General features: G+C 69.7%; 19 protein-coding genes and 2 tRNA genes. 15 read left to right on the top strand and 6 right to left on the bottom strand.

The window, feature by feature from the left end:
• The 9 genes from dnaA to GT042_RS21255 form a co-directional block, all read left to right on the top strand.
• Nucleotides 1-1,084 (top strand): chromosomal replication initiator protein DnaA (dnaA, locus tag GT042_RS21295; RefSeq protein WP_161310314.1); only part of this gene is annotated, 1,084 nt, incomplete at its 5' end.
• An 827-nt stretch (nucleotides 1,085-1,911) separates the two neighbouring features.
• Nucleotides 1,912-3,042, top strand: coding sequence for a DNA polymerase III subunit beta (gene dnaN / locus GT042_RS21290; protein WP_161310319.1), 1,131 nt, complete (start codon nucleotides 1,912-1,914; stop codon nucleotides 3,040-3,042).
• Nucleotides 3,043-3,119: 77 nt separating this feature from the next.
• The gene (gene gnd, locus GT042_RS21285; protein WP_161310313.1) at nucleotides 3,120-4,004 is read left to right on the top strand and encodes a phosphogluconate dehydrogenase (NAD(+)-dependent, decarboxylating); all 885 of its coding nucleotides are present in this window, start codon (nucleotides 3,120-3,122) and stop codon (nucleotides 4,002-4,004) included.
• 27 nt (nucleotides 4,005-4,031) lie between these two features.
• Nucleotides 4,032-5,198 (top strand): DNA replication/repair protein RecF, encoded by a 1,167-nt coding sequence (gene recF, locus GT042_RS21280; protein WP_161310312.1) that lies wholly within the window; start codon nucleotides 4,032-4,034, stop codon nucleotides 5,196-5,198.
• A 59-nt stretch (nucleotides 5,199-5,257) separates the two neighbouring features.
• A complete protein-coding gene (locus tag GT042_RS21275) occupies nucleotides 5,258-5,800 on the top strand; it encodes a DciA family protein (protein ID WP_161310318.1) in 543 nt (180 codons plus the stop codon).
• 388 nt (nucleotides 5,801-6,188) lie between these two features.
• Entirely contained in the window at nucleotides 6,189-8,255 is a 2,067-nt protein-coding gene (gene gyrB / locus GT042_RS21270; RefSeq protein ID WP_161310311.1) for a DNA topoisomerase (ATP-hydrolyzing) subunit B, read from the top strand.
• Between the two features lie 51 nt (nucleotides 8,256-8,306).
• Complete coding sequence (gyrA, locus tag GT042_RS21265; RefSeq protein ID WP_202533368.1) at nucleotides 8,307-11,000, top strand: DNA gyrase subunit A; 2,694 nt, start codon at nucleotides 8,307-8,309, stop codon at nucleotides 10,998-11,000.
• Between the two features lie 87 nt (nucleotides 11,001-11,087).
• Nucleotides 11,088-11,744, top strand: coding sequence for a DUF3566 domain-containing protein (locus GT042_RS21260; protein WP_161310310.1), 657 nt, complete (start codon nucleotides 11,088-11,090; stop codon nucleotides 11,742-11,744).
• Nucleotides 11,745-11,802: 58 nt separating this feature from the next.
• Nucleotides 11,803-11,876: transfer RNA gene (locus GT042_RS21255), tRNA-Ile, on the top strand.
• A 347-nt stretch (nucleotides 11,877-12,223) separates the two neighbouring features.
• On the opposite strand, the gene GT042_RS21250 is transcribed toward GT042_RS21255, so the two are convergent.
• Nucleotides 12,224-12,730 carry a hypothetical protein gene (locus GT042_RS21250; protein WP_161310309.1) on the bottom strand — a complete coding sequence of 169 codons (507 nt, stop codon included), beginning with the start codon at nucleotides 12,728-12,730 and terminating at the stop codon, nucleotides 12,224-12,226.
• A 465-nt stretch (nucleotides 12,731-13,195) separates the two neighbouring features.
• Between GT042_RS21250 and GT042_RS21245 the strand changes: the two genes are divergently transcribed.
• From GT042_RS21245 to GT042_RS21235, 3 genes are all read left to right on the top strand, one after another.
• Nucleotides 13,196-14,065: a methyltransferase domain-containing protein gene (locus GT042_RS21245; protein ID WP_161310308.1), complete on the top strand. Its 870-nt coding sequence runs from the start codon at nucleotides 13,196-13,198 to the stop codon at nucleotides 14,063-14,065.
• A gap of 347 nt (nucleotides 14,066-14,412) precedes the next feature.
• Nucleotides 14,413-14,547, top strand: coding sequence for a DLW-39 family protein (locus GT042_RS39265; RefSeq protein ID WP_003958712.1), 135 nt, complete (start codon nucleotides 14,413-14,415; stop codon nucleotides 14,545-14,547).
• Between the two features lie 256 nt (nucleotides 14,548-14,803).
• Nucleotides 14,804-16,096, top strand: a complete 1,293-nt coding sequence (locus GT042_RS21235) for a hypothetical protein (protein WP_202533366.1) — start codon at nucleotides 14,804-14,806, stop codon at nucleotides 16,094-16,096.
• A 58-nt stretch (nucleotides 16,097-16,154) separates the two neighbouring features.
• Here GT042_RS21235 and GT042_RS21230 read toward each other — a convergent pair whose 3' ends face one another.
• Nucleotides 16,155-17,660: a serine/threonine-protein kinase gene (locus GT042_RS21230; RefSeq protein ID WP_161310306.1), complete on the bottom strand. Its 1,506-nt coding sequence runs from the start codon at nucleotides 17,658-17,660 to the stop codon at nucleotides 16,155-16,157.
• Between the two features lie 80 nt (nucleotides 17,661-17,740).
• The gene (locus GT042_RS21225) at nucleotides 17,741-18,289 is read right to left on the bottom strand and encodes a DNA-binding protein (RefSeq protein ID WP_161310305.1); all 549 of its coding nucleotides are present in this window, start codon (nucleotides 18,287-18,289) and stop codon (nucleotides 17,741-17,743) included.
• A gap of 189 nt (nucleotides 18,290-18,478) precedes the next feature.
• On the opposite strand from GT042_RS21225, the gene GT042_RS21220 reads away from it, so the two are divergent.
• A tRNA-Ala gene (locus GT042_RS21220) sits at nucleotides 18,479-18,551 on the top strand.
• Between the two features lie 115 nt (nucleotides 18,552-18,666).
• Here GT042_RS21220 and GT042_RS21215 read toward each other — a convergent pair.
• Together GT042_RS21215 and GT042_RS21210 are read right to left on the bottom strand one after the other, a co-directional pair.
• Complete coding sequence (locus GT042_RS21215; RefSeq protein ID WP_161310304.1) at nucleotides 18,667-20,532, bottom strand: FG-GAP-like repeat-containing protein; 1,866 nt, start codon at nucleotides 20,530-20,532, stop codon at nucleotides 18,667-18,669.
• A gap of 67 nt (nucleotides 20,533-20,599) precedes the next feature.
• A complete protein-coding gene (locus GT042_RS21210; RefSeq protein ID WP_161310303.1) occupies nucleotides 20,600-21,319 on the bottom strand; it encodes a hypothetical protein in 720 nt (239 codons plus the stop codon).
• A 398-nt stretch (nucleotides 21,320-21,717) separates the two neighbouring features.
• Here GT042_RS21210 and GT042_RS21205 point away from each other — a divergent pair, with 398 nt between their 5' ends.
• Complete coding sequence (locus GT042_RS21205; RefSeq protein WP_161310302.1) at nucleotides 21,718-22,815, top strand: hypothetical protein; 1,098 nt, start codon at nucleotides 21,718-21,720, stop codon at nucleotides 22,813-22,815.
• Between the two features lie 52 nt (nucleotides 22,816-22,867).
• The gene (locus GT042_RS21200; protein WP_161310301.1) at nucleotides 22,868-23,356 is read left to right on the top strand and encodes a hypothetical protein; all 489 of its coding nucleotides are present in this window, start codon (nucleotides 22,868-22,870) and stop codon (nucleotides 23,354-23,356) included.
• Between the two features lie 71 nt (nucleotides 23,357-23,427).
• On the opposite strand, the gene GT042_RS21195 is transcribed toward GT042_RS21200, so the two are convergent.
• Nucleotides 23,428-24,441: RICIN domain-containing protein (locus GT042_RS21195; protein ID WP_237531022.1), on the bottom strand; the 1,014-nt coding region annotated here is incomplete at its 5' end.

Genomic DNA, 24,441 nt, shown 5'->3' with positions numbered 1-24,441 from the left:
GCCGGGACCGCTGGGCGCGCAGCCCGCGCCGGCGCCGCGGCCCGGGGAGCCGCACGCCCGGCTCAATCCCAAGTACCTCTTCGACACCTTCGTCATCGGCGCCTCCAACCGGTTCGCGCACGCGGCGGCGGTCGCGGTGGCCGAGGCGCCGGCGAAGGCGTACAACCCGCTCTTCATCTACGGGGAGTCCGGGCTCGGCAAGACCCATCTGCTCCACGCGATCGGGCACTACGCGCGCAGCCTCTACCCGGGGACGCGGGTGCGGTACGTGAGCTCCGAGGAGTTCACGAACGAGTTCATCAACTCGATCCGGGACGGCAAGGGCGACACCTTCCGCAAGCGGTACCGCGACGTCGACATCCTCCTGGTCGACGACATCCAGTTCCTGGCGAGCAAGGAGTCGACGCAGGAGGAGTTCTTCCACACGTTCAACACGCTCCACAACGCGAACAAGCAGATCGTGCTGTCCTCGGACCGGCCGCCCAAGCAGCTGATCACGCTGGAGGACCGGCTGCGCAACCGGTTCGAGTGGGGGCTGACCACCGATGTGCAGCCGCCCGAGCTGGAGACGCGTATCGCGATCCTCCGTAAGAAGGCGGTGCAGGAGCAGCTGAACGCGCCGCCGGAGGTGCTGGAGTTCATCGCCTCACGGATCTCGCGCAACATCCGTGAGCTGGAGGGCGCGCTGATCCGGGTGACCGCGTTCGCGTCGCTCAACCGGCAGCCGGTGGACCTCGGCCTCACGGAGATCGTCCTCAAGGACCTGATCCCCGGTGGTGAGGACGCGGCTCCGGAGATCACCGCGAGCGCCATCATGGCGGCGACCGCGGACTACTTCGGGCTGACCGTGGAGGATCTCTGCGGGTCGTCCCGCAGCCGGGTCCTGGTGACGGCCCGCCAGATCGCGATGTATCTGTGCCGTGAGCTGACCGACCTCTCGCTGCCGAAGATCGGGGCGCAGTTCGGCGGCCGGGACCATACGACGGTGATGCACGCGGACCGGAAGATCAGGGCGCTGATGGCCGAGCGGCGGTCCATCTACAACCAGGTCACGGAGCTCACGAACCGCATCAAGAACGGCTGACACGGCCGGCAGGACCCCCTCGAAGGGCGCCCGGGAAGCACTTCCCCGGGCGCCCTTCGCCGTTCCGGCGCGTCGCCGCCCGTACCCGCTGTTCGAACACCGGGCGCTCCCGCCGACTTCTCCACAGACCTGGGGGTGATCTTCCGTCCACAGCCTGGGGACCCAGGAAGTTGTCCAGAACGCTTCCACAGGCGAGGCAGGTGCGGGATTATCGTTGCTGGTCAGGCGCCTGTGGATTTGTGCGCGACAGTTGTCCACAGCCTGTGGAGGAATTTTCTGTCCACAGGGCCGTGGATACGTTGTCCACCGGCGGCCCACAGGGCAAGCCGCCTTACCCACAACTTGCCCACAGCGCTGTCCACTGTTCGGCAACAAAACGCCCGCCGTCGCTGAGTCGAGTGAAAGGCGTCACACCAAGACCCTGGATTGGCCTGTGGGGAACGTGGGTAAAGCTGGGGACGGACCTGGGGGTAAGTGGCCCTCGCCTGTGCATCGGTTGTGCAGAACTTTCGCCCGTCCACAGAGGGACCGAGTTGTCCACGGATGCCGCCCACAGGGCCGGTGGACAAAAAAACGGGTCTGACCTGCGCAAACGACGTTATCCACGGTTTCCACAGGCCCTACTACTACTCCCACTCATAGTTAGCTAGGGATCCGTTTCGAAGTGGGCCCTGTGCACAAGTCGGCGAGGAAGCCCTCCGCCGCCCTCCCCTCGACTTGACCCGCAGCAGCACGGACTGTCGGTGCCGTACGTCAGACTGGTCCCCGGCATCAGGGCCGACGACGAAGGCCGGCAGGACGAGCGAGCAAAGCAGGAGGCGGTTCCGGTGAAGATCCGGGTGGAGCGCGACGTACTCGCCGAGGCGGTGGCCTGGGTGGCCCGGAGCCTCCCGGCACGGCCCCCGGCGCCGGTACTCGCAGGCCTTCTGCTGAAGGCCGAGGAGGGCGCCCTCAGCTTCTCCAGCTTCGACTACGAGGTCTCGGCGCGGGTCTCGGTGGACGCCGAGGTGGAGGAGGACGGCACCGTCCTCGTCTCCGGCCGGCTCCTCGCCGACATCTGCCGGGCCCTCCCCAACCGCCCGGTGGAGATCTCCACGGACGGGGTGCGGGCCACCGTGGTCTGCGGCTCGTCCCGGTTCACCCTCCACACCCTGCCGGTGGACGAGTACCCGGCGCTGCCGCAGATGCCGACGGCGACGGGCACCGTCCCCGGCGAGATCTTCGCCTCGGCCGCCTCCCAGGTCGCCATCGCCGCGGGCCGTGACGACACGCTGCCGGTGCTGACCGGCGTACGGATCGAGATCGAGGGCGACACGGTCACCCTGGCCTCGACCGACCGCTACCGCTTCGCGGTCCGCGAGTTCCTGTGGAAGCCGGAGGCGGCGGACATCTCCGCGGTCGCGCTGGTGCCCGCCAAGACGCTCCTGGACACCGCCAAGGCGCTCACCAGCGGTGACACGGTCACCCTGGCGCTCTCCGGGGCGGGCGCGGGCGAAGGGCTGATCGGTTTCGAGGGCGCGGGGCGGCGGACGACGACCCGGCTGCTCGAAGGCGACCTGCCGAAGTACCGGACGCTGTTCCCGACGGAGTTCAACTCGATCGCGGTGATCGAGACGGCCCCGTTCGTGGAGGCCGTCAAGCGCGTGGCCCTGGTCGCCGAGCGGAACACGCCGGTGCGGCTGAGCTTCGAGCAGGGCGTGCTGATCCTGGAGGCGGGTTCCAGCGACGACGCACAGGCTGTGGAAAGGGTGGACGCGCAGCTGGACGGCGACGACATCTCCATCGCCTTCAACCCGACGTTCCTGCTGGACGGTCTGAGCGCGATCGATTCACCGGTGGCGCAACTGTCCTTCACGACTTCCACGAAGCCGGCGCTGCTGAGCGGCAAGGCGGATGTCAAGGCCGAGGCGGACGAAGCGTACAAATACCTCATCATGCCGGTTCGCCTGAGCGGCTGACCCCACAGGTGAGTGGGAGCGCCCGGGCGTAGGCTCGGGCGCGGGTACGAATCGCCTCGACGCTTAAGGAACCACTGATGGAGCTCGGTCTCATCGGTCTCGGCAAGATGGGCGGCAACATGCGCGAGCGCATTCGCCGCGCAGGCCACACCGTCGTCGGATATGACCGCAACCCGGACGTCGCCGATGTGCACAGCATCGAAGAGCTGGTGAACACGCTCAAGGGCCCCCGGGTCGTGTGGGTGATGGTCCCGTCCGGTGCCGCGACGCAGTCCACGATCGACGAGCTGGCCGGTCTGCTGTCCCCGGGGGACGTCGTGGTGGACGGCGGGAACTCCCGCTGGACGGACGACGAGAAGCACGCCGTGGAGCTGGGCATCAAGGGGATCGGCTTTGTCGACTGCGGTGTCTCGGGCGGTGTCTGGGGCCTGGAGAACGGCTACGCGCTGATGTACGGCGGTACGCCGGAGGACGTGGCGAAGGCGCAGCCGATCTTCGACGCGCTCAAGCCGGAGGGTGATTTCGGCTCGGTGCACGCGGGCAAGGTCGGGGCGGGCCACTTCGCGAAGATGGTTCACAACGGCATCGAGTACGCGATGATGCAGGCCTATGCCGAGGGCTGGGAGCTGCTGGAGAAGGCCGGCTCGGTCACGGACGTCCGTGAGGTCTTCCGCTCCTGGCAGGAGGGCACGGTCATCCGTTCCTGGCTGCTGGACCTGGCGGTCAAGGCGCTGGACGACGACGAGCACCTGGAGCAGCTGAGGGGCTTCGCGGAGGACTCGGGCGAGGGCCGGTGGACGGTCGAGGCGGCCATCGATCACGCGGTGCCGCTGCCCGCGATCACCGCGTCGCTGTTCGCGCGGTTCGCGTCGCGTCAGGACGATTCGCCGCAGATGAAGATGGTCGCGGCGCTGCGTAACCAGTTCGGCGGTCACTCCGTCGAGTCGAAGCAGGCGAAGTAGCTCCACCGGGGAGGCCGGCGCACATCCATGCACGTCACGCATTTGTCGCTGGCCGACTTCCGGTCGTACGCCCGGGTCGAGGTTCCGCTCGACCCGGGCGTCACCGTGTTCGTGGGGGCGAACGGGCAGGGGAAGACCAATCTGGTCGAGGCGGTCGGGTATCTGGCCTCGCTCGGCAGTCACCGGGTGTCGTCGGACGCGCCGTTGGTACGGATGGGCGCGGACCGGGCGGTCATCCGGGCGGCGGTGACGCAGGGCGAGCGGTCGCAGCTGGTGGAGCTGGAGCTGAATCCGGGCCGGGCGAACCGGGCGCGTATCAACCGGTCGTCGCAGGTCAGGCCGCGCGATGTGCTGGGGATCGTACGGACGGTCCTGTTCGCGCCGGAGGATCTGGCGCTGGTGAAGGGCGATCCGGGTGAGCGTCGGCGGTTCCTCGACGAGCTGGTGACGGCGCGGTCGCCGCGGATGGCGGGGGTGCGGTCGGACTACGACCGGGTGCTGAGGCAGCGGAACACGCTGTTGAAGTCGGCGGCGATGGCGCGCAGGCACGGCGGGCGTGGCATGGACCTGTCGACGCTGGACGTGTGGGACCAGCATCTGGCGCGGGTGGGTGCGGAGTTGCTGGCGCAGCGGGTGGATCTGGTCGAGACGTTGCGTCCGCTGACGGACAAGGCGTACGAGCAGCTGGCGCCCGGGGGCGGTCCGGTGGGGCTGGAGTACCGCTCGTCGGCCGGGGAGGCCGGTGAGGCCGGCGACGGGGCTGACGCCGCTGACGGCGGGGGGCTGGGCCATGGGCGTGCGGAGCTGTACGAGCGGCTGCTGGCGGCTCTGGCGGGGGTGCGGAAGCAGGAGATCGAGCGCGGGGTGACGCTGGTCGGCCCGCACCGTGACGATCTGGTGCTGAAGCTGGGGCAGCTGCCCGCGAAGGGCTACGCGAGTCATGGGGAGTCCTGGTCGTTCGCGCTGGCGCTGCGGCTGGCTTCGTACGACTTGCTGAGGGCCGAGGGCAACGAGCCGGTGCTGGTGCTGGACGACGTGTTCGCGGAGTTGGACGCGCGGCGGCGGGAGCGGCTGGCGGAGCTGGTGGCGCCGGGTGAGCAGGTGCTGGTGACGGCGGCGGTGGACGACGACGTCCCTGGGGTGCTGGCGGGGACGCGGTTCCTGGTGGCCGACGGCGCGGTGGAGCGGGCGTGAGCGGCGCGCGGCGGGGTGCCGGGGCGGCGGGTCCTGGCGGGTCCGAGCGGCCTCCTGAGCTGCCGGAGGCGGACGCGGTCGCGGGCGGGGGTACGCCGCCGGAGTCGTCGGGGGTGGATCTGGCGCGGGTGGCGTTGCGCGCGGCGAAGGAACAGGCACGGGCGCGTGGGGATGCCGCGCAGCAGAAGAAGCAGGCCAGGCGGGGCGGGGGGCTGCGGTCGGGTGCCCGGGCGGACGGCCGTGATCCGTTGCCGCTGGGTGCGGCGATCAGCCGGCTGATCACGGAGCGGGGCTGGGAGGCGCCGGCGGCCGTGGGCGGGGTGATGGGCCGGTGGCCGCAGATCGTCGGGGACGACGTGGCGAAGCACTGTGTGCCGCAGAAGTACGAGGAGGACGAGCGGGTCCTGACGGTGCAGTGCGACTCGACGGCGTGGGCGACGCAGTTGCGGTTGCTGGCGCCGCGCCTGGTGGCGCGGTTGAACGAGGACCTGGGGCACGGCACCGTACGGGTGATCAAGGTGCTGGGGCCGACGGGTCCGCCGCAGCGGTACGGCCGGCTGCGGGCGCCGGGGAGCAAGGGTCCCGGCGACACGTACGGATGAGGTGTGGATCCGTGGCGGGACCGGTGCGGGGGTCTCGTACGGCCTCCTGCGCGCCCCCCGGAGCCCCCGGGCGCCCGGGCACGCCCGTTTCCCCGCTGTCCGGCGCTGTGACCTGGGGAAGCGTACGGGGAGAGTGAGGCGTCCCTCACCGTAGCGGAAGGTTGACAGGCCGAAGCGCTCAATGCCCGTGTGAGCCTCTTGGAGCCCCTTCCCGAATATGGGGAGTCGGTAGGCGCTCATTCAGGGCGGCACATGAGGACTCAGGTACCGGCAAACCCCCATTCGGGTCGGCGCTACCGGTAGACTGGTGGGAAATCCCGCTGTGCTTGCGGGAGACGTCGCTACAAGCCGAACGACGCAGCCGTCCCCGCTTGCCGGTGAACGGCCTGTGCTGTGCCAGAAAGGGCGCTTCGTGGCCGATTCCGGCAACCCCAAAGAGAAGACTCCGTCCGCCTCGACCACTGGTGAGCACGGCGAGGTGACCTCCTCCTACAACGCCAGTGCCATCACCGTGCTGGAGGGCCTCGACGCGGTCCGCAAGCGCCCCGGGATGTACATCGGGTCGACCGGCGAGCGTGGTCTGCATCACTTGGTGTCCGAGGTCGTCGACAACTCCGTCGACGAGGCCCTGGCGGGGCACGCGGACACCATCGACGTGACGATCCTCGCCGACGGCGGGGTCCGCGTGGTCGACAACGGGCGCGGTATCCCGGTGGGCATCGTCCCGTCCGAGGGCAAGCCGGCCGTCGAGGTCGTGCTGACGGTGCTGCACGCGGGCGGAAAGTTCGGCGGTGGCGGTTACGCCGTCTCCGGCGGTCTGCACGGCGTCGGTGTCTCGGTCGTGAACGCGCTGTCGACGAAGGTCGCGGTGGAGGTCAGGACCGACGGCTACCGGTGGACGCAGGACTACAAGCTGGGTGTGCCGACCGCCCCGCTGGCGCAGAACGAGGAGACGGCCGAGACCGGTACGTCGGTGACGTTCTGGGCCGACCCGGACATCTTTGAAACGACCGAGTACTCGTTCGAGACGCTGTCGCGGCGGTTCCAGGAGATGGCGTTCCTGAATAAGGGGCTGACGCTGACGCTGACGGACGAGCGCGAGTCGGCGAAGGCCGTCGCGGGCGCGGACGCCGCCGAGGACGCGGGCGAGGCGCCGGCCCGTACCGTCAAGTACTACTACGAGGGCGGCCTCGTCGACTTCGTGAAGTACCTGAACTCCCGCAAGGGCGAGCTGATCCACCCCACGGTCATCGACATCGAGGCCGAGGACAAGGAGCGGCTGCTCTCGGTGGAGATCGCGATGCAGTGGAACGCGCAGTACAGCGAGGGCGTGTACTCCTTCGCCAACACGATCCACACGCATGAGGGCGGTACGCACGAGGAGGGCTTCCGTGCGGCCATGACGGGCCTGGTCAACCGGTACGCGCGCGAGAAGAAGTTCCTGCGCGAGAAGGACGACAACCTCGCCGGCGAGGACATCCGCGAGGGTCTGACGGCGATCATCTCGGTGAAGCTGGGCGAGCCGCAGTTCGAGGGCCAGACGAAGACGAAGCTGGGCAACACCGAGGCGAAGACGTTCGTGCAGAAGATCGTGCATGAGCATCTGACGGACTGGTTCGACCGCAACCCGACCGAGGCCGCGGACATCATCCGCAAGGCGATCCAGGCGGCGACGGCGCGCGTGGCGGCCCGCAAGGCGCGTGATCTGACGCGGCGCAAGGGGCTGCTGGAGAGCGCGTCCCTGCCGGGCAAGCTGAGCGACTGCCAGTCGAACGACCCGGCGAAGTGCGAGATCTTCATCGTCGAGGGTGACTCGGCCGGGGGTTCCGCGAAGTCGGGCCGCAACCCGATGTACCAGGCGATCCTGCCGATCCGCGGCAAGATTTTGAACGTCGAGAAGGCGCGGCTCGACAAGATCCTCCAGAACACCGAGGTGCAGGCGCTGATCTCGGCGTTCGGCACCGGGGTGCACGAGGACTTCGACATCGAGAAGCTCCGCTATCACAAGATCATTCTGATGGCGGACGCCGACGTCGACGGGCAGCACATCAACACCCTCCTGCTGACCTTCCTGTTCCGCTTCATGCGGCCGCTGGTCGAGGCGGGGCACGTGTACCTGTCGCGTCCGCCGCTGTACAAGATCAAGTGGGGCAAGGACGACTTCGAGTACGCGTACTCGGACCGGGAGCGCGACGCGCTGATCGAGCTGGGCAAGCAGAACGGCAAGCGGGCCCGCGAGGACTCGATCCAGCGCTTCAAGGGGCTGGGCGAGATGAACGCCGAAGAGCTGCGCATCACCACCATGGACCAGGACCACCGTGTCCTCGGCCAGGTCACCCTGGACGACGCGGCGCAGGCCGACGACCTGTTCTCGGTGCTGATGGGCGAGGACGTGGAGGCCCGGCGTTCGTTCATCCAGCGCAACGCCAAGGATGTCCGCTTCCTCGACATCTGAGTCGGTCCCAGCTGACGGATTCGAAAAGGCCGAAAGGAACACTGACCAGCAATGGCCGACCAGAACACCCCTGAGAACGGCGAGTCTCCCGAGGCCGCCGACGGAGCCGGGCCCGAGGCCCCCATCATCGTGGACACCGCCACCGCGGTGGAGGGGCTGGCGCTGCGCGTCGAGCCGGTCGGGCTCGAGACGGAGATGCAGCGCTCGTACCTCGACTACGCGATGTCCGTCATCGTGTCGCGCGCCCTGCCGGACGTACGGGACGGTCTGAAGCCCGTGCACCGCCGGGTGCTGTACGCGATGTACGACGGCGGCTACCGGCCCGAGAAGGGCTTCTACAAGTGCGCCCGCGTCGTCGGTGACGTCATGGGTACGTACCACCCGCACGGCGACTCCTCGATCTACGACGCGCTGGTCCGTCTCGCGCAGCCGTGGTCGATGCGGATGCCGCTGGTGGACTCGAACGGCAACTTCGGTTCCCCCGGTAACGACCCGGCGGCCGCGATGCGGTACACCGAGTGCAAGCTGATGCCGCTGTCCATGGAGATGCTCCGTGACATCGACGAGGAGACCGTCGACTTCAAGGACAACTACGACGGCCGCAACCAGGAGCCGACGGTCCTGCCGGCGCGCTTCCCGAACCTGCTGATCAACGGTTCGGCCGGCATCGCGGTCGGCATGGCCACCAACATCCCGCCGCACAACCTGCGGGAGGTCGCGGCGGGCGCGCAGTGGGCGCTGGAGCACCCGGACGCCTCGCACGAGGAGCTGCTCGACGCGCTGATCGAGCGCATCAAGGGCCCGGACTTCCCGTCGGGCGCGCTGGTGGTGGGCCGCAAGGGCATCGAGGACGCGTACCGTACCGGCCGCGGCTCGATCACGATGCGCGCGGTGGTGGCGGTCGAGGAGATCCAGAACCGTCAGTGCCTGGTCGTCACGGAGCTTCCGTACCAGACCAACCCGGACAATCTCGCGCAGAAGATTGCGGACCTGGTCAAGGACGGGAAGGTCGGCGGGATCGCCGACGTCCGTGACGAGACGTCCTCGCGTACGGGCCAGCGCCTGGTGATCGTCCTCAAGCGGGACGCGGTCGCCAAGGTCGTACTGAACAACCTGTACAAGCACACCGAGCTCCAGAACAACTTCGGCGCGAACATGCTCGCCCTGGTCGACGGGGTGCCGCGCACGCTGTCCCTGGACGCGTTCATCCGCCACTGGGTGACGCACCAGATCGAGGTCATCGTCCGGCGGACGAAGTACCGGCTGCGCAAGGCCGAGGAGCGCGCGCACATCCTTCGCGGGCTGCTCAAGGCGCTGGACGCGATCGACGACGTCATCGCGCTGATCCGGCGCAGTGACACGGTCGAGATCGCGCGTACGGGCCTGATGGGCCTGCTGGAGATCGACGAGATCCAGGCGAACGCGATCCTGGAGATGCAGCTGCGCCGCCTGGCGGCCCTGGAGCGGCAGAAGATCGTCGCCGAGCACGACGAGCTCCAGCTGAAGATCAACGAGTACAACGCGATCCTGGCGTCGCCGCAGAAGCAGCGTCAGATCGTCAGTGAGGAACTGGCCGTCATCGTCGAGAAGTTCGGCGACGACCGGCGGTCCAAGCTGGTGCCCTTCGACGGTGACATGTCCATCGAGGACCTGATCGCCGAGGAGGACATCGTCGTCACGATCAGCCGTGGCGGCTATGTGAAGCGTACGAAGACGGACGACTACCGCTCGCAGCGGCGCGGCGGGAAGGGCGTGCGCGGGACGAAGCTCAAGGAAGACGACATCGTCGACCACTTCTTCGTCTCGACGACGCACCACTGGCTGCTGTTCTTCACCAACAAGGGCCGGGTGTACCGGGCGAAGGCGTACGAGCTCCCGGACGCCGGGCGGGACGCGCGCGGGCAGCACGTGGCCAACCTGCTGGCGTTCCAGCCGGACGAGCAGATCGCCGAGATCCTGGCGATCCGCGACTACGACGCGGTGCCGTACCTGGTCCTGGCGACCAAGGGCGGTCTGGTGAAGAAGACCCCGCTGAAGGACTACGACTCGCCGAGGTCGGGCGGTGTCATCGCGATCAACCTCCGGGAGACGGAGTCGGGCGCGGACGACGAGCTGATCGGCGCGGAGCTGGTGTCGGCGGAGGACGATCTGCTGCTCATCAGCCGGAAGGCGCAGTCGATCCGCTTCACGGCGACCGACGAGGCGTTGCGTCCGATGGGGCGCGCCACATCGGGTGTTAAGGGGATGAGCTTCCGCGAAGGCGACGAACTGCTGTCGATGAATGTCGTCAGGCCGGGTACGTTCGTCTTCACCGCCACAGATGGTGGGTACGCGAAGCGAACCGCGGTGGGTGAGTATCGCGTCCAAGGACGTGGTGGGCTCGGCATCAAGGCTGCGAAGATTGTGGAGGACCGCGGTTCTCTGGTGGGCGCGTTGGTGGTCGAGGAGACGGATGAGATCCTTGCCATCACCCTGGGCGGCGGTGTGATTCGCACGCGAGTCAACGAAGTCCGGGAGACCGGCCGTGACACCATGGGCGTTCAACTGATCAATCTCGGCAAGCGGGACGCCGTCGTCGGCGTCGCCCGCAATGCCGAGGCGGGCCGTGAGGCCGAGGCGGTCGACGGGGTGGTTGACCCGGCGGGCGACGAGGCGGGCACGGCAGAGGCCGGTACGGGCGAGGTGGCCGGTACGGCCGAGGTCGCCGAGGGCACTCAGCCTTCGGCAGGGGAGCACGAGGAGTAAAGCGTGAGTGGAGCCACGGGCGCCGGATCGGCCGCTTCCGGAGGGAACGGTGCTCGTGGCCCTGCCACGGACTCCCAGGGGGTTGGGGTGACGGAAACCCGGGGGCAGCAGCCCCCGTTCGACACGTACGGCGCTGAGCAGCCGAAGCCGGCCGCGCAGCCTTATCACCCGCCGCAGGCGTATCCCTCGCCGGGCGGCGGGACGCATGCCGGCGGGACCGCTGGAACCGGCGGGACCGCTGGGGCCGGTGGCACGCACGGCGGGCAGCACGGCTTCACGGCTCAGGCCGCCGGGGCCGCGGGTGTCGCGGGTGTCGCCGGGGCGCCCGCCTCGGCGGTACGTCTGCCGAGGACAGGGGCGCGTACGACCCCTCGTACCCGCAAGGCGCGACTGCGGGTGGCGAAGGCCGATCCGTGGTCGGTGATGAAGGTCAGCTTCCTGCTCTCCATCGCGCTGGGCGTGTGCACGGTCGTCGCGGCGGCGGTGCTGTGGATGGTCATGGACGCCATGGGCGTCTTCACGACGGTCGGCGGCACGATCAGCGAGGCGACGGGCTCCAACGAGTCCAACGGCTTCGACCTCCAGTCGTTCCTGTCGCTGCCGCGGGTGCTCCTCTTCACGTCGGTCATCGCGGTGATCGACGTGGTCCTGGCCACCGCGCTGTCGACGCTCGGCGCCTTCATCTACAACCTGTCGGCGGGCTTCGTGGGCGGCGTGGAGCTCACGCTCGCCGAGGACGAGTGAGCAGCGGGTATCGATTTTGGGGCTGGCCCCGGAGTGCGCTAATCTTTGGGGGCAGCGCGGGGCTATAGCTCAGTTGGTTAGAGCGCATCCCTGATAAGGATGAGGCCACAGGTTCAAATCCTGTTAGCCCCACCCGCGTGAAGACCCCTAGGCATTGATGCCTAGGGGTCTTTGGCGTCCGGGGGTGACTTCACGGGACGGGGGTTCTCCCGGGACATCCGTGAGATGTCGCGCGGCGATAGTCGTGTGGAAAGTTTTGTAGTGAAAGTCGTGCGGCCGACGGATCCGGTCGCCCGGACGGCTTTCGGACGTGCCTTCGGGGATGGGCTCTGGCGAACGCGCCCTTGAGGAGGCGCCCTTGGGGGGTTGCCCCGAGGAGGCGCCTTCAACTGGGCGGGCGGGCACGGCGGGTGGTGGGCCGGGCCGGTCGCGCTGTGACGTCGCTCACGGGGGCGCGTGTCGCGGGGTGCCCGGAGGGGTCAGCCCGGCTGGATCTCGGTGTGGACGGCCGCTTCGACGATGTACGGGTTGAAGAGTTCCTGGATGCAGAGGAGCGGGCGCTCCTGTGTGTCGAGGGTGTACGTCTTGACCGCGCAGGTGGCGCCGTCCGGCCAGGTGGCCCGGCCCACGTGGACGATGCGCCGGTGCAGGGTCACGCCCGCTTCGGCGAGGGCGAATCCGACCGGTTGGGAGGGGTCGGCGACGGCTCGGTCGACTCGGGGGTCCACTCCGGAGAGCGCGGCGACCGTGTTGTCCGACACGGGCCGGCCGGTGACGGTCAGCAGGCGGGCCCGGCGGAGCAGGCAGTGGTCGGTGCCGTTCGGGCGGAGGGCGGCGCGGATGTCCGGGGGGAGGGCGGCCGCGCTGATGGTCCGTACGTCACGGGCCCGGGCGCGCAGGGGGCCTCGTACGATCGCCTGGAGGAGCGGGGTGGTCAGGCCCTCGCTGGTCAGGAGCATCCGCGTGGCGGCGGAGGAGAAGGCCATCGCGGCAGGATCCAGGCCGCGCAGCGCGGGCTCCGGTCCAGGCTGAAGAGTATGGGGGGACACGACATCCTCGGTCTGGTCGACAGCCGTACGTCGGCGCCACAGGGGGGAGCAGCAACGATCCTGCAAGTCACCCGTTGTGGCGCCTGTGACAGGTTAGACGTTTTGCGGCGGTAGAGGTGGGTGTGTCGTGTGCTGCCGCGACGATCTGTGGTGGGTCGGCTGAGGCGGTCTTCGCTGGTCAGCGGTGGTCTCCGGGGTGGAACGGGGTGGGCGGGGCGGTGAGGGGTGTCCGGTGGCCCGACCGGCGCTCACTCGAAAGGGCCGCGCGTCAGAAGGGTGTTCGAGGTGGTTCCTGGGGGTGGGTTTGCCAGGGTGCCCAGCGGCGGGGTACTACTTCCCGTGACATTCCGGTCACTGCGTGTTTCCGTGCCGTGGTGGCCGCGCGAGCCGAATCGAGGACATGTGAGCCAGGCGTCGACGACCCCCGTACGGGAAGTGGGATCTTCGACGGTGGTCGAGGGTGTCGAGGGTGTCGAGGCGGTCGACTATCGGCTCGGGTCCTCGGGGGCCGAGCAGGAACGTCTCCTCGCGCAGTGCGCGCTTCTGCGGCCGGCCGCGGCTGCCCTTCTGGACACGATCCCCCTGCCTCCGCAGGCGAAGGCGCTCGACCTGGGGTGTGGTCCGCTGGGCGTCCTCGACCTCCTGAGCGAACGCGTCGGCCCGGCAGGGTCGGTCACCGGCCTCGACACCGATCACCGGATGATCGGCTGGGCGCGGGAGTCCGTCGCCGAACTCGGCCTCGACAACGTGGAAGTCCGCCACGAGGCGCTGGCGCCGGTGTCGGCCGCCGAGGCGGTGTACGACCTGGTCCACTGCCGGCTGCTGCTGATCAACACGACGCATCCGCGCCGGATCCTCGGCTCGATGGCCGCCGCGGTCCGGCCCGGGGGGTGGGTCGCCGTCCAGGAATTCGACTGGGCGACCTGGCAGTGCGACCCGCCCCACCCGTCGTGGAGCCGCCTCAAGGCCCTGCTGTCCGAGGTGTTCGGAGGCGACGTCCACATCGGCGCGCGGCTGCCCGGCCTCTTGAGCGACGCGGGTCTCACGGACGTACGGGCGACCGCCCACGCCTACTACTGGCGGCCGGGTGACCGCTACCAGACCCTGCTCCTGTCCTTCGCGCACCTCTTCCGCGACCGCCTCCTGGAGCACGCCGCGCTCACGCCCGGGGAACTCGACTCCCTGACCGGCGCGCTCCGGGAGCATCTTGAGCAGCCGGGTACCACGGTCCGCGAGAGCCTTCTGGTGCAGGCGTGGGCACGTAAACCCTGACGGCGGTCCGTCGCCGGCCGGGAGTCGGCCGCGACCGCGAACCCGGTCGTCCGGTTACCGGCGATCACGACTCGTACCTCTGCCCGGTGGAGACCGGCGGGGGTCGGATGAATGTCCGGGCGGGGGTCTGTTTCGCGCACTCGGGGGCGTACGAGAACGTCGCCTGTAAGGACCCGGAAACGGGCAGAAGGCGGCAGGCGGCGGCGTGCGGCGGGCACTTTTGGGTGGGGTTGTTTGTTGTTCAGTAGGGGGGAGTTGGCGTGCGGGGAGGTCACCGATCGGTATCGGTCGGTGTGTATAGTCGGGCGCCAGAAGTCCCCTACGTCAAGGAAAGACGAGGTCGCGCGGTGAAGAAGCTTCTCTTGGTTGCACTGGCTGCCATCGGCGGGCTCCTCGTGTACCGCCAGATCCAGGCGGACCGCGCCGAGCAGGATCTGTGGACGGAGGCGACCGACTCCGTGCCCGCAGGTTCGGGTGTGTGAGACGCAGCAGTCCTGAATGCGAGCCCCGGTCGCCGAGCGGCCGGGGCTTCGTGCTGTCCGGTTGCCTTGGCAAAGCGGCCCCCGGCCGGTGATTCGGGCCGCCCGGCGGACAGCGGGGAGGGGTGCGGGGGAGGATGGCCCGCGTCGGGTGCGGGTGTCAGTTGTGGGCGTGGGTGTGGGTGTGCGGATGTGGGTCGGGGGGAAGCGCGTGTTGTCTTGGGGTGGTCGGGGGCGGGCGGCGGCGGTTGTTTGTGGCGTGGTGGTCGGCCTGGTGGCCGGTGCCGGGGTGAGCTGGGGTGCGGATGGCGCGGCGGGGACCGGGCAGGTGGCCTCCGGGGTCGCCGCGCCCGCTCCGTACGCCTTCCAGCCCGGCGCCCGGCCCGTCCGCGGTGCCGCCACGACCAGCGACGCCCGGCCCCTCGAAGCCGGGGCCACCTACCGCGACTCCGTAGGGCCCGGCGACCGGCTCACCTACCGCGTGGACCTGGACGCGACGACCAACGCGTACGTCTCCGCCGTGGCCGTGCCGCCCGCCACCGCCAAGGTCGCGTACGGGGACAAGATCAAGGTGTCGTTGCAGAACCGCCAGGGCAACGATTGCAGCTCCAACGACGCGCAGTTCGGGGCGGCGGCGCAGTTCCCCCGCCCGCTCGCCGCCTACGCCTACCGGATGATCGAGAAGGGCGCGTACTCCTGCCAGGAGGCCGGTCCCTACTTCGTCGTCGTGGAGCGCGTCAGCGACGAAGGCTCCACCGCCACTCCGTGGGCCCTGGAGATCCGCCAGGTCCAGGAGCCGGCGGTCAAGGCGCCCGGAGGTCCCACCACGGCGCCGTCCGTGTGGCCCAGTGCCTCCCCCGTACCGGCCGCCGGAGGGCCGAGGGCGCGGGCGGGCGGCGCGGGCTTCTACGACGCCACAGGGCTGACGCGCGGCGAGTGGACGGCGAGGATCGAGCCGGGCGCCTCCCTCTTCTTCCGGGTGCCGGTCGACTGGGGGCAGCAGTTGTTCGTCAGCGCCGATCTCGGCAGCTCCTCCGGGCAGGGCTTCGTGAGCGGCGCGCTGGCGATGTCCCTGTACAACCCGGCGCGCGGGCTCGTCGGCAGCTCCGGTTCGGTGTCGTACGACGGAAGGCAGAAGACGACCGCGCTCGACCCGCTGCCGCCGGTCGCGTACGAGAACCGCTTCGGCTCGCGCACCGGCGACAAGGAGATGCGGTTCGCGGGCTGGTACTACCTGCGCGTCAGCCTCAACCCCGAGGTCGGCAGGACGTTCGGCGCGAAGGCGTACGGGCTGACGCTGCGGGTGAACATCGAGGGCACGGCGAAGAGCGGGCCGGGGTACGCGGGCCCCGCGGGTGACTTCACCGTGGACGACGGGAAGTTGGACGAGGCGTCCAGCGGGCAGGGCGGGCCGGAGGCCTCGGCGGACAGCGGCACGATGGCGCTGGTGGCGGCGGCCGGGATCGGGACGGGCACGCTGCTGGTGGTGTGGCTGGCGGCGTGGACGCTGCTCGCGCGGCGGCGCGCGGCGCGGGCGCGGATCGCCCGGTAGGGCGGTAGGCCGGGGTGGGATGGGCTGAGGCCTCCGCGGGCCCCTCAGGTCTGTGCCCTCACGTCTGGGTCAGGGCCCAGATGCCCACGGCGAAGCACGCCAGCGCGAGCAGCAGCACCGGGACCGTCACTTTCGGGGGCGGTCCCGGACGTGTATGAGGTCCACGGCGCCTGTGAGAAGGGGGAACCTCCGGGGCGCGAGTGGTGTACGGAGCGGTGGGAGCCGGTTCGTACGGCGGCGGTACGGCGGCTGGTCGTACGGGGGCCGGTTGTACGGCAGCCGGTTGTACGGAGACGGTCGGGGCGTGGGACTGGTCCGGCGGCGGCCCGTAGGGCTGGAGCGGAGGGAAGGGAAGAGGGGCGGCCGCGTGGGGAGGGAGGGGGGCGGCCGGGTGGGCGGTGGTCGGGTGCGGGGTGGGCGGGAGTGAGGGCTGCTGGGCCTGTGGGGGCTGCGGGGGTTGGGTGGGGGACTGCTGCTGGACCTGTGGGGGCTGTGGGGGCTGGACGGGCAGGGAGGGCGTGGAAGGCGTGGAGTGCTGGGAGCGCTCGGGCGGCTGGGGCGGCTCGGAGGTCGGCGGCCGGGGCTCCTGCCGGACCGGCGGGGGCGGGAGGTGGAAGCTGCCGGTCTCCGACATCGAACCGTGGCCCGGCCCGGCGGCCGGCGCGGGATCCTCCGGCGGGGCCGTGAGCGGACCCGAGGGGCCGAACGCGGAGGGGAGCGGGCCGATCTGGTCGAAGATCTCGACGGGTTCGTCGTCGCTGTCGGTTTCCGGGAGCAGTTCCACCGCCCCCGCCAGCGCCTTGCGCGCGCCGGTGGCCGTACGGAACCGCACCCGCGGATCCGGCTGGAGCAGGCCCGCCAGGACCTGCCACAGCGGTTCGGGGACGCCCTGCGGCGCCCCGGGGGTGCCGTGCGCGGCGAAGTACTCGATCAGGGCCCGGGCGTCCGGCTTCTGGCCCTGCAACAGATAGAGCGCGACCAGGCCGACGGCGAAAAGGTCGGCGGGGAAGTCGGGCTCGGCGCCCATCATCTGCTCGGGCGCGAAATAGCCGGGGGTCCCCAGCACGTAGTCGGTCTCGGTCAGGCGCGGCTCGCCCTTGCGCATGGCGATGCCGAAGTCGGAGAGGCGCAGATGGGGCCGTGCCTTTCCGGTGGCCTCCATCAGGATGTTCGCCGGTTTGATGTCGCGGTGGACCACGCCTTCCGCGTGTACCGCGGCGAGGCCGGACAGCAGCTGGTCGAGGAGGGTGCAGACGAAGGGGGGAGGGAGGGGGCCGTAGTCCCCTATGACGTGGGCCAGCGACCCACCGCTCACCAGGTCCATGGTGAACAGCACCTTGTCGTCGTCCGCGGACCAGCTGGCCGGGGCGAGGACGTGCGGGTGGTCGATCCTGAGGGCCTGTTCCCTGACGAACCGCAGCAGGGCGTGCGCGTCGCTCTGCTGGAGGACCTTCGCCGCGACGTAGCGGCGGCGCCGGTGGTCCCAGGCGCGCCAGACGGCTCCCGCACCCCCGCGGCCGATCGGGTCGACCAGTTCGTACCGCCCCGCGAAGACCTCACCCATGGCGCCGCGTCCGCTCCCCGTCGTCCCGCTCGCTCTGTCTGCCCGGCCGCCGTGCCCCCTGGCCGCGGCCGGGCCCCCGGCTAGTTCTGGTGCGCCTCGTAGTGGGCGACCGCCTCGGCGGTGCGCCCCGCGCCGTACACCCGGAGGAACTCTGCCAGTTCGGGCTGGGTGGGGGCGAGGGCGGCGGCCGCGTCGATGATGTCGCCGGCCGCGGCGACCGACCGCAGCAGCGACTGGATCTCACGGACGACCCGGCGCACCGTCGGGGCGCCCGAGGAGTTGGTCGTCTGGCCGGTGCCGGTGAGGACGGAGCCGCCCTGCGACTTCTTGATCTCGTCCATCCGGTCCGTGGCCTCCCCGGCGCTGACGCTGCCGTCGCACACCTGGGCCGCCAGGTCCTGGAGGGACTGGACGCGCTGGACCACGGCGGGGTTGCCGATCTTCGCGCGCTGGCCGCTCATCAGCTGGGAGAGCATCGGGGCCGACAGGCCGAGAACGGCGGCGAGCCTGGCCTGGTTCAGGCCGAGATCGTCGATGAGACGGCGGAAGAGCGCCCCCAGCGGCTCTCCGTACCAGCTTCGTTGGAGTTCTCTGGCTCTGGCCGTCGATTCCTGCTGTGCGGCATCCATGCGCGTCTCCCCATCGCTTCCCCAAACGCGGCAGCTTCGCTGCTGCGAACCTCGTGGGGCATCTTACGGAGCGTGGTCGGAGACGGGGAGCCCCCATTGTTTTGGAGGATCCCGGGGTACACCCGGTACGCTGTTCCCCGGTGACGGCCGAGGGCTTCTCTGCTGCTCGGTCGTACCCGACCCGTTCGCGGGGCCTTAGCTCAGTTGGTAGAGCGCTGTCTTTGCATGGCAGATGTCAGGGGTTCGACTCCCCTAGGCTCCACCCTTCAGACCCCCCTCTGACCTGCGGAAACGTGGATCGGAGGGGGGTCTGGTTCTGTTGCCCGCAGAGGCGTACGGCGGGCGGTGGCCGCCGGGACACCTACCGGGAGCGACGGCTACCGGGTTCGGAAGCGGCGGAAGAGGTTGCGGGCCACGTGGACTCCGGGGCCGCCGAAGCCGATGAGGTCGAGGCGTCCGTCTCCGGTGATGTCGGCGAGGAAACGGGGGTGGCGGTCGACCCGCCAGCCGCCGGCGTCCTCGTTGTGGCCGAAGCCGCGGCAGACGAGTTGGGCCTGTTCGTAGCGGCCGTCGCCGGTGTAGTGCGACACCCAGACCCCCTCGTCGCCGAAGCCGACGATGTCCGGGATGCCGTCGCCGGTGACGTCGGCGAGGAGCCGGAGGTGCTTCTTTCCGGTCCAGCGCTGGGCGGTTCCGAAGTCGTTGAGGACGAGCTCGGCGGGTTCGAACGTGCCGTCGCCGCGTCCGCGTGCCACGACGACGCCTTGCGGTCCGAACCCGACGAGGTCCGGTGTTCCGCCGCCGGTGGTGTCGATCAGGAATCGGGGGTGCTCCCGGACGGAGGTCCATCCCTGGTCGACGCCGAATTCGTCGAGGACCCAGTGAGGGGCGGCGAGGCTCCCCTCCTCGTCCTGGAGCGAGACCCAGACGCCGTCGCCGTGGCAGCCGACGATGTCGAGCCTGCCGTCGCCGCTGGTGTCGGCGAGAAAGCGCGGATGCTTGCCGGCGAGCCAGCCGCCCGCCTTCTCTTCGTGGCCGAACGCCCGGAGGACGGGTTCGTCGGGGAGCGGTGCGAACTCTCCTTCCTCGCCCTGGAGTGAGATGTGGACGCCGTCGTCGTGGCAGCCGATGAGGTCGAGCCTGCCGTCGCCGGTGGTGTCGGCGAGGAAGCGGGGATGTTTCTCGGCGTCCCACGCGCCGGCCTGGGGGCCGTGTCCGAACGCGCCGAGGACCAGCTTGCCGCCCGCAGGCGCGAACGTCCCGTCCTCGTCCTGGGAGGTCACCCGGACGCCGTCGGCCGCCAGGACGACGACGTCGGGCCTGCCGCGGCCGGCGGTGTCCACGAGGGTCCACAGGTCCTTGGGGCTCGGGGCGGGACCGGGTGGGAGAAGAACGCTCTCGTCGTCCTCGAACGTCCCGTCGCCCCTGCCGGACGACGCCACCGCTCCCTTCGCGGGCTTGAGCCCCACGATGTCGTTGCGCCCCGCTCCCGTGGTGTCGGCCGGGAACCGGTCGCCGAGTCCGGCCCACCAGCCCGGCCGGCCGGTGGAAACCTGCCGGCTCCCGGTGCTCTTCCACCCACCGGCGTTCTGGTCGCTGCCGAACCCGTCGAGGACCAGCAGGACGTCGCTGAACGAAGGCGTCGCGCCGGGCGCCGGCCGCAGGGCGGTGGTCGAGTGGACCAGCCGCCAGGACCGGCGGCCGTTCCAGTGGCTCAGGGGTGCCCATCGCAGCACGGCGTCGCTGGTGCGCTCGGGCTCGGCCGGGGCGAAGCGCCACCGCTGGCTCTGCGCGTGGTCGTCGTGCTCGCGCAGGACGACGCGGATGCCGTCCTCACCGCTTTCGCTCTCCTCCCCGTCCTCCCCCGGGTCTGCGAGGTCGGCGAGGTCGAGAACGGTGCCGTCGCTCGCGCTCTCGATGAAGTAGAGGCCCGGCTCTCCGTCGACGGGTACGACGTGCCACCGCTGGCTCTCCTTGCCGGCGGTGGCCTCGCCCTGCCGGACGCCACCGTCCGGGGCACTCGGGGTGTCGAGGGCCTTGCCGCCGTCCGCGTCGCGGATCACGTACATCCCGTCGTCCTGCGGGACGGGGGTGAGCTGCCAGAGCTCCGGGCCGGGGCCGTCCTTGGGGAGGTCGCGGACGACGAGCGCCCGGCTCGCGCCCGGCGCGGGCTCGGCGCCGAGGGTCTTCCCCGTGGCGGCGTGGACGATCTCCAGCTTCAGTTCTTCCGTGGGCACGGGCATCGTGGTGCCTCTTCCAGGGGGTGGGGGCGCGGGTTCGGGACGGGGGCGCGGTGAGCGCGGCGGCAGGTCACGTGAAGACGTGGTGGTAGGGGACGTTCCACTCGTTGGGCAGCCGCGGGTAGAAGGTGTTGATGACCGTCCCGGTGAAGTCCCCGCCCCAGTTGTAGGTCAGGCGCACCTCGCTGTCGCCCGTCACGGCGTGGTCCTTGAACCCGAGGATGGCGTCGGGGTGGGTGATCGGCACGAAGGTGATCCCGCCCCAGGGCGTGACCGTGACGACCCACAGCTGGGTGTCCTCGGCCGCGCCGTTCTTCCCGCGCCATTTGTCGGCGACCTTGTCGGGGAGGCCGACCTGGACGGTGTCGGCCGTGCTCCTGGGCGCTTCCTGATGGGCGGTGACACGCCTGCGCTGCGGCTTCGGCGCCCCGTCGTCACCTCGCCCGGCGTCCGCTTCGCCTGCTTCTGCGGGCTTGGGCGAGACCTGGCCGGCGGCGCTTTCGAGGAAGTACAAAGGGCGCTGTCCGAAGAAGCCGCCGGGGGTGACGTACCAGAGGTGCCCCTGCGCCTCCTTGGTGGCCGGGTCCAGCGCGGTGGCCAGCTTGACCCCCTTGTCGTGGCTCTCCTCCTTCAACTCGGCGGGACGCAGATAGCCGCCGTTGAAAGCGTGGACGAGCATGACCGGGCGATTCTCGACCAGGGCCGCCACGATCGCGTTGTCGTAGCTGTTCACCGCCACCGGTCCGCCGACCACCAAATTCGACATCGCCGTGCGCTCTTGCGTATACATCGCGGAAAACCTCATCTGCGGGAAGAATAATTCTTCGGCTGCTACCCACTGGCCCCGCGGCGGGACACTTCAACGGGCCAAATGTTCCGGAGAAACACCGGCCACCGGATGGTGAATTACCGGGTACGGCCCTCCGCGACGGCATCTGTCGAGGTCGGAGTACCTGTGGGAAGAGCTTTCCGAAAGCTGTCGGCCGGGCGGCCGACAGCACCTCAACGTACCTTCACCGCAAGCTAATTGCGGCACCGGTCGATCCACTGTCACTCGATTGAGGGGCATGGTCGAAGGTGGCTTCCTCGGTGTGGGACCCCGTGATAAATTCGAATTTCGGAACGTGTGCAAATGCCTGTTCCCATTTCGCCGGGCACGGTTTCGAAGAGAATTGGTCGAGGATTACATTGCCTTCCCACGCGTATAATCTGGATCGGGCCAAGCGCCTCCCGCTGACGAAGAAGAACCTGCGGGAACTGAACATCGAGCAGACCTGGCAGTCGGTCCTGGACCACCCGAACCTGGTCTACGTCGACGAGTACGGGGTACGGCACAAGCCCGTCGGGTTCTCGGTGAACAAGTCGCGGTTCGGGTCCTTCCCCGGGACGGCGACCCAGCTGGGCTGGCTCGCCTACATGAACCTCGGGGAGCCGCTGATCGAGGAGCGGCGCAACATCCACCAGCCGCCGCCCGACACGGTCTCCTCACGGACGTACGTGAACCGCAGCGAGGCGACCTCGATGACCTTCACCGACTCGATCCAGTTCACCGTGTCCAACGAGGTCACCTGGACGCTCCAGGGGGAGGCCCAGCTCACCTTCGGCGGCAGCGTCAGTGCCGAACTCCAGCTCCAGTTGCAGAGCATGCTCCAGATGGATCTCCAGACACAGCTGACGACGCAGCTCCAGAACGACGTGGAGAACAAGAACACGACCACCGTGACGAACGAGAACAGCAAGGACGACATCGGGGTCGACAACGCCAACGCCACCGAGGCCGGCACGACCAACTCGGTGGCGAACTCGGCGGCCAACGCGGTGACCAGCTCGGTGGCGTTCACGACCACGGGCAGTGCCACCGGCACCGCCGAGCTCAACGCCCAGCTGATGCTGGGCATCATGGCCTCCGTCGGCGGCACCCTCACCACCAGCTGGGTCTCGAACTCGCAGATCGCCGCCGAGGTCCCGCCGTCCACCCGGGTGGAGACCATCGCCACCCAGCGCCGTACCCGCAAGCAGTACTCCTACGAGATCCCGGTGACCTTCTCCGGGCTGCTCGCGGTGCAGTACGACGTGCCGGTGGCGGTCCTGTCGCCTCCGCAGCCCGGGGACTACCCCGGACTCGACCACCTGGTCGCGCGCGACATCGGGGACCTCGACCTGGCGGGCGGCGGCTTCCGCATGAAGGGCCTGGCCGAGGTCGTCTCCGCTCTGGAGGTCCACCACACGATGTTCGACGCCGAGAGCCTGACCGGTAGTCAGCGAGCACCGTACAAACAGCCTTGACCGGGCCGCGCGGGCAGCGCCGCCACGACCACGACGAACAGGGGCGACCTTCATGGTCTTCGACAACATCTTCAATTCCGCGGGCAGGGGAGCCGGCCTCTTCTCGGTGACCACGAACGGCACCAAGCCGCAGCCGGGAGCGGACGTCGACTTCGAGGACGCCGACGACGACACGTACGACGACACGACCACGAGCCTGTTCACCAACGCGATCCACGGATCCACCTCCCGCGCGAAGATCGTGCAGGAAGAGTCCCCCGAGGCGCGCGCCATCCTGGGCTTCCTCGGCTCCTTCATCCAGACCACCCAGGCATTGGCCGGCACACAGGCCCAGTACGCGCAGGACCCCGGCTCGGTCTCCACGGCGGCGTCCGCCGGCATGCGCGAGTCGAGTGCGACCGTGACGGAGAACAGCGACCTGAAGAAGGACGAGGATCTGGCGGACCGGCCGAAGAAGAGCGACTTCACCAAGCCGCCCAAGGCCCCGGAAACCCCCCAGGCCCCCAAGCCCACCGCCGAGGACCCGTCCGCGACTCCGTAACACTTCGTTGGGCAGCGGCAGCGGCAGCGGCAGGGGCAGGGGCGAAGCGAGCCGCCCCTGCCCCCCGAGCGTCAGACGGGCAGCAACTGCCACTGCCGGTCGCGGTGATCGCCTTCCGCACTGTGCTGCTTGATCGCGGTGCGGGCGTTGGTGTCCACGCGCAGGAGCAGACCGCTGTTCCGGTTCGCGATCTCGTACACCCGCGGGCCGTCGCTCCCCGAACCCACCGGGATCAGCCTCCAGTGCTGGTGGTGCGCGTCATCACCCTCGTAGGAGCGCTGAGCGACCACCGCACCCGCCCGCACGTGAGCCCCGTCCACCTCCAGGACCCGGCCGCTGCGCACGTTCTCGATCGTGTAGAGGATGACGCCGTCGTCCTGACCCACGACGACGAGCCGCCACCGCTGGTGATCCCTGGGGGCGGCGAGGGCCTGGTGGATCTCGGCTCCGTCCTTGGTCGACTCACGCTGCACCCCCATCCGCAGCCTGCTCCGCACGCTGGCCCACGAAGCCACCGTCCCCGACTCGGGCAGCCCGGCCATCTTCGCCGAAGCGACCTTCCGAACACGGTGGTTGGAGAGGTCGGCGATGTAGAGGGTGTCGACGCAGTCCACGGCGACTCCCATCGGATTGTTCAGCTGGGCCGAGGTGGCGGCGCCCCCGTCACCTGCGGTGCCTGCGGTGCCCGTACCGGCGACCGTGCTGATCTTCCCGTCCGCCGTCACCCTCCTGATGCGGTTGTTCGCGGAATCAGCGATGTAGAGGCTGCCGGCGGAGTCCAACACGAGCCCGATCGGCTTGTTCAGCTGGGCCGAGGTGGCCGGGCCGCCGTCACCGGCGGTGCCTGGGGTGCCCGTACCGGCGACCGTGCTGATCTTCCCGTCCGCCGTCACCTTCCTGATCCGGTGATTGACGTGATCGGCGATGTAGAGGCAGCCGGTCGTGTCCGGCACCATCGCGATCGGGTGGTGCAGTTGGGCCGAGGTGGCCGGGCCGCCGTCACCGGCGGCACCTGGGGTGCCCGCGCCGGCGACCGTGCTGATCTTCCCGTCGGCCGTCACCTTCCTGATCCGGTTGTTGAGGCA

Source organism: Streptomyces sp. SID3212, from assembly GCF_009865405.1.
Classification (GTDB): Bacteria; Actinomycetota; Actinomycetes; order Streptomycetales; family Streptomycetaceae; genus Streptomyces.
Note: the sequence above shows the minus strand (reverse complement) of the source record. Positions and strands in the feature narration are given on the sequence as shown.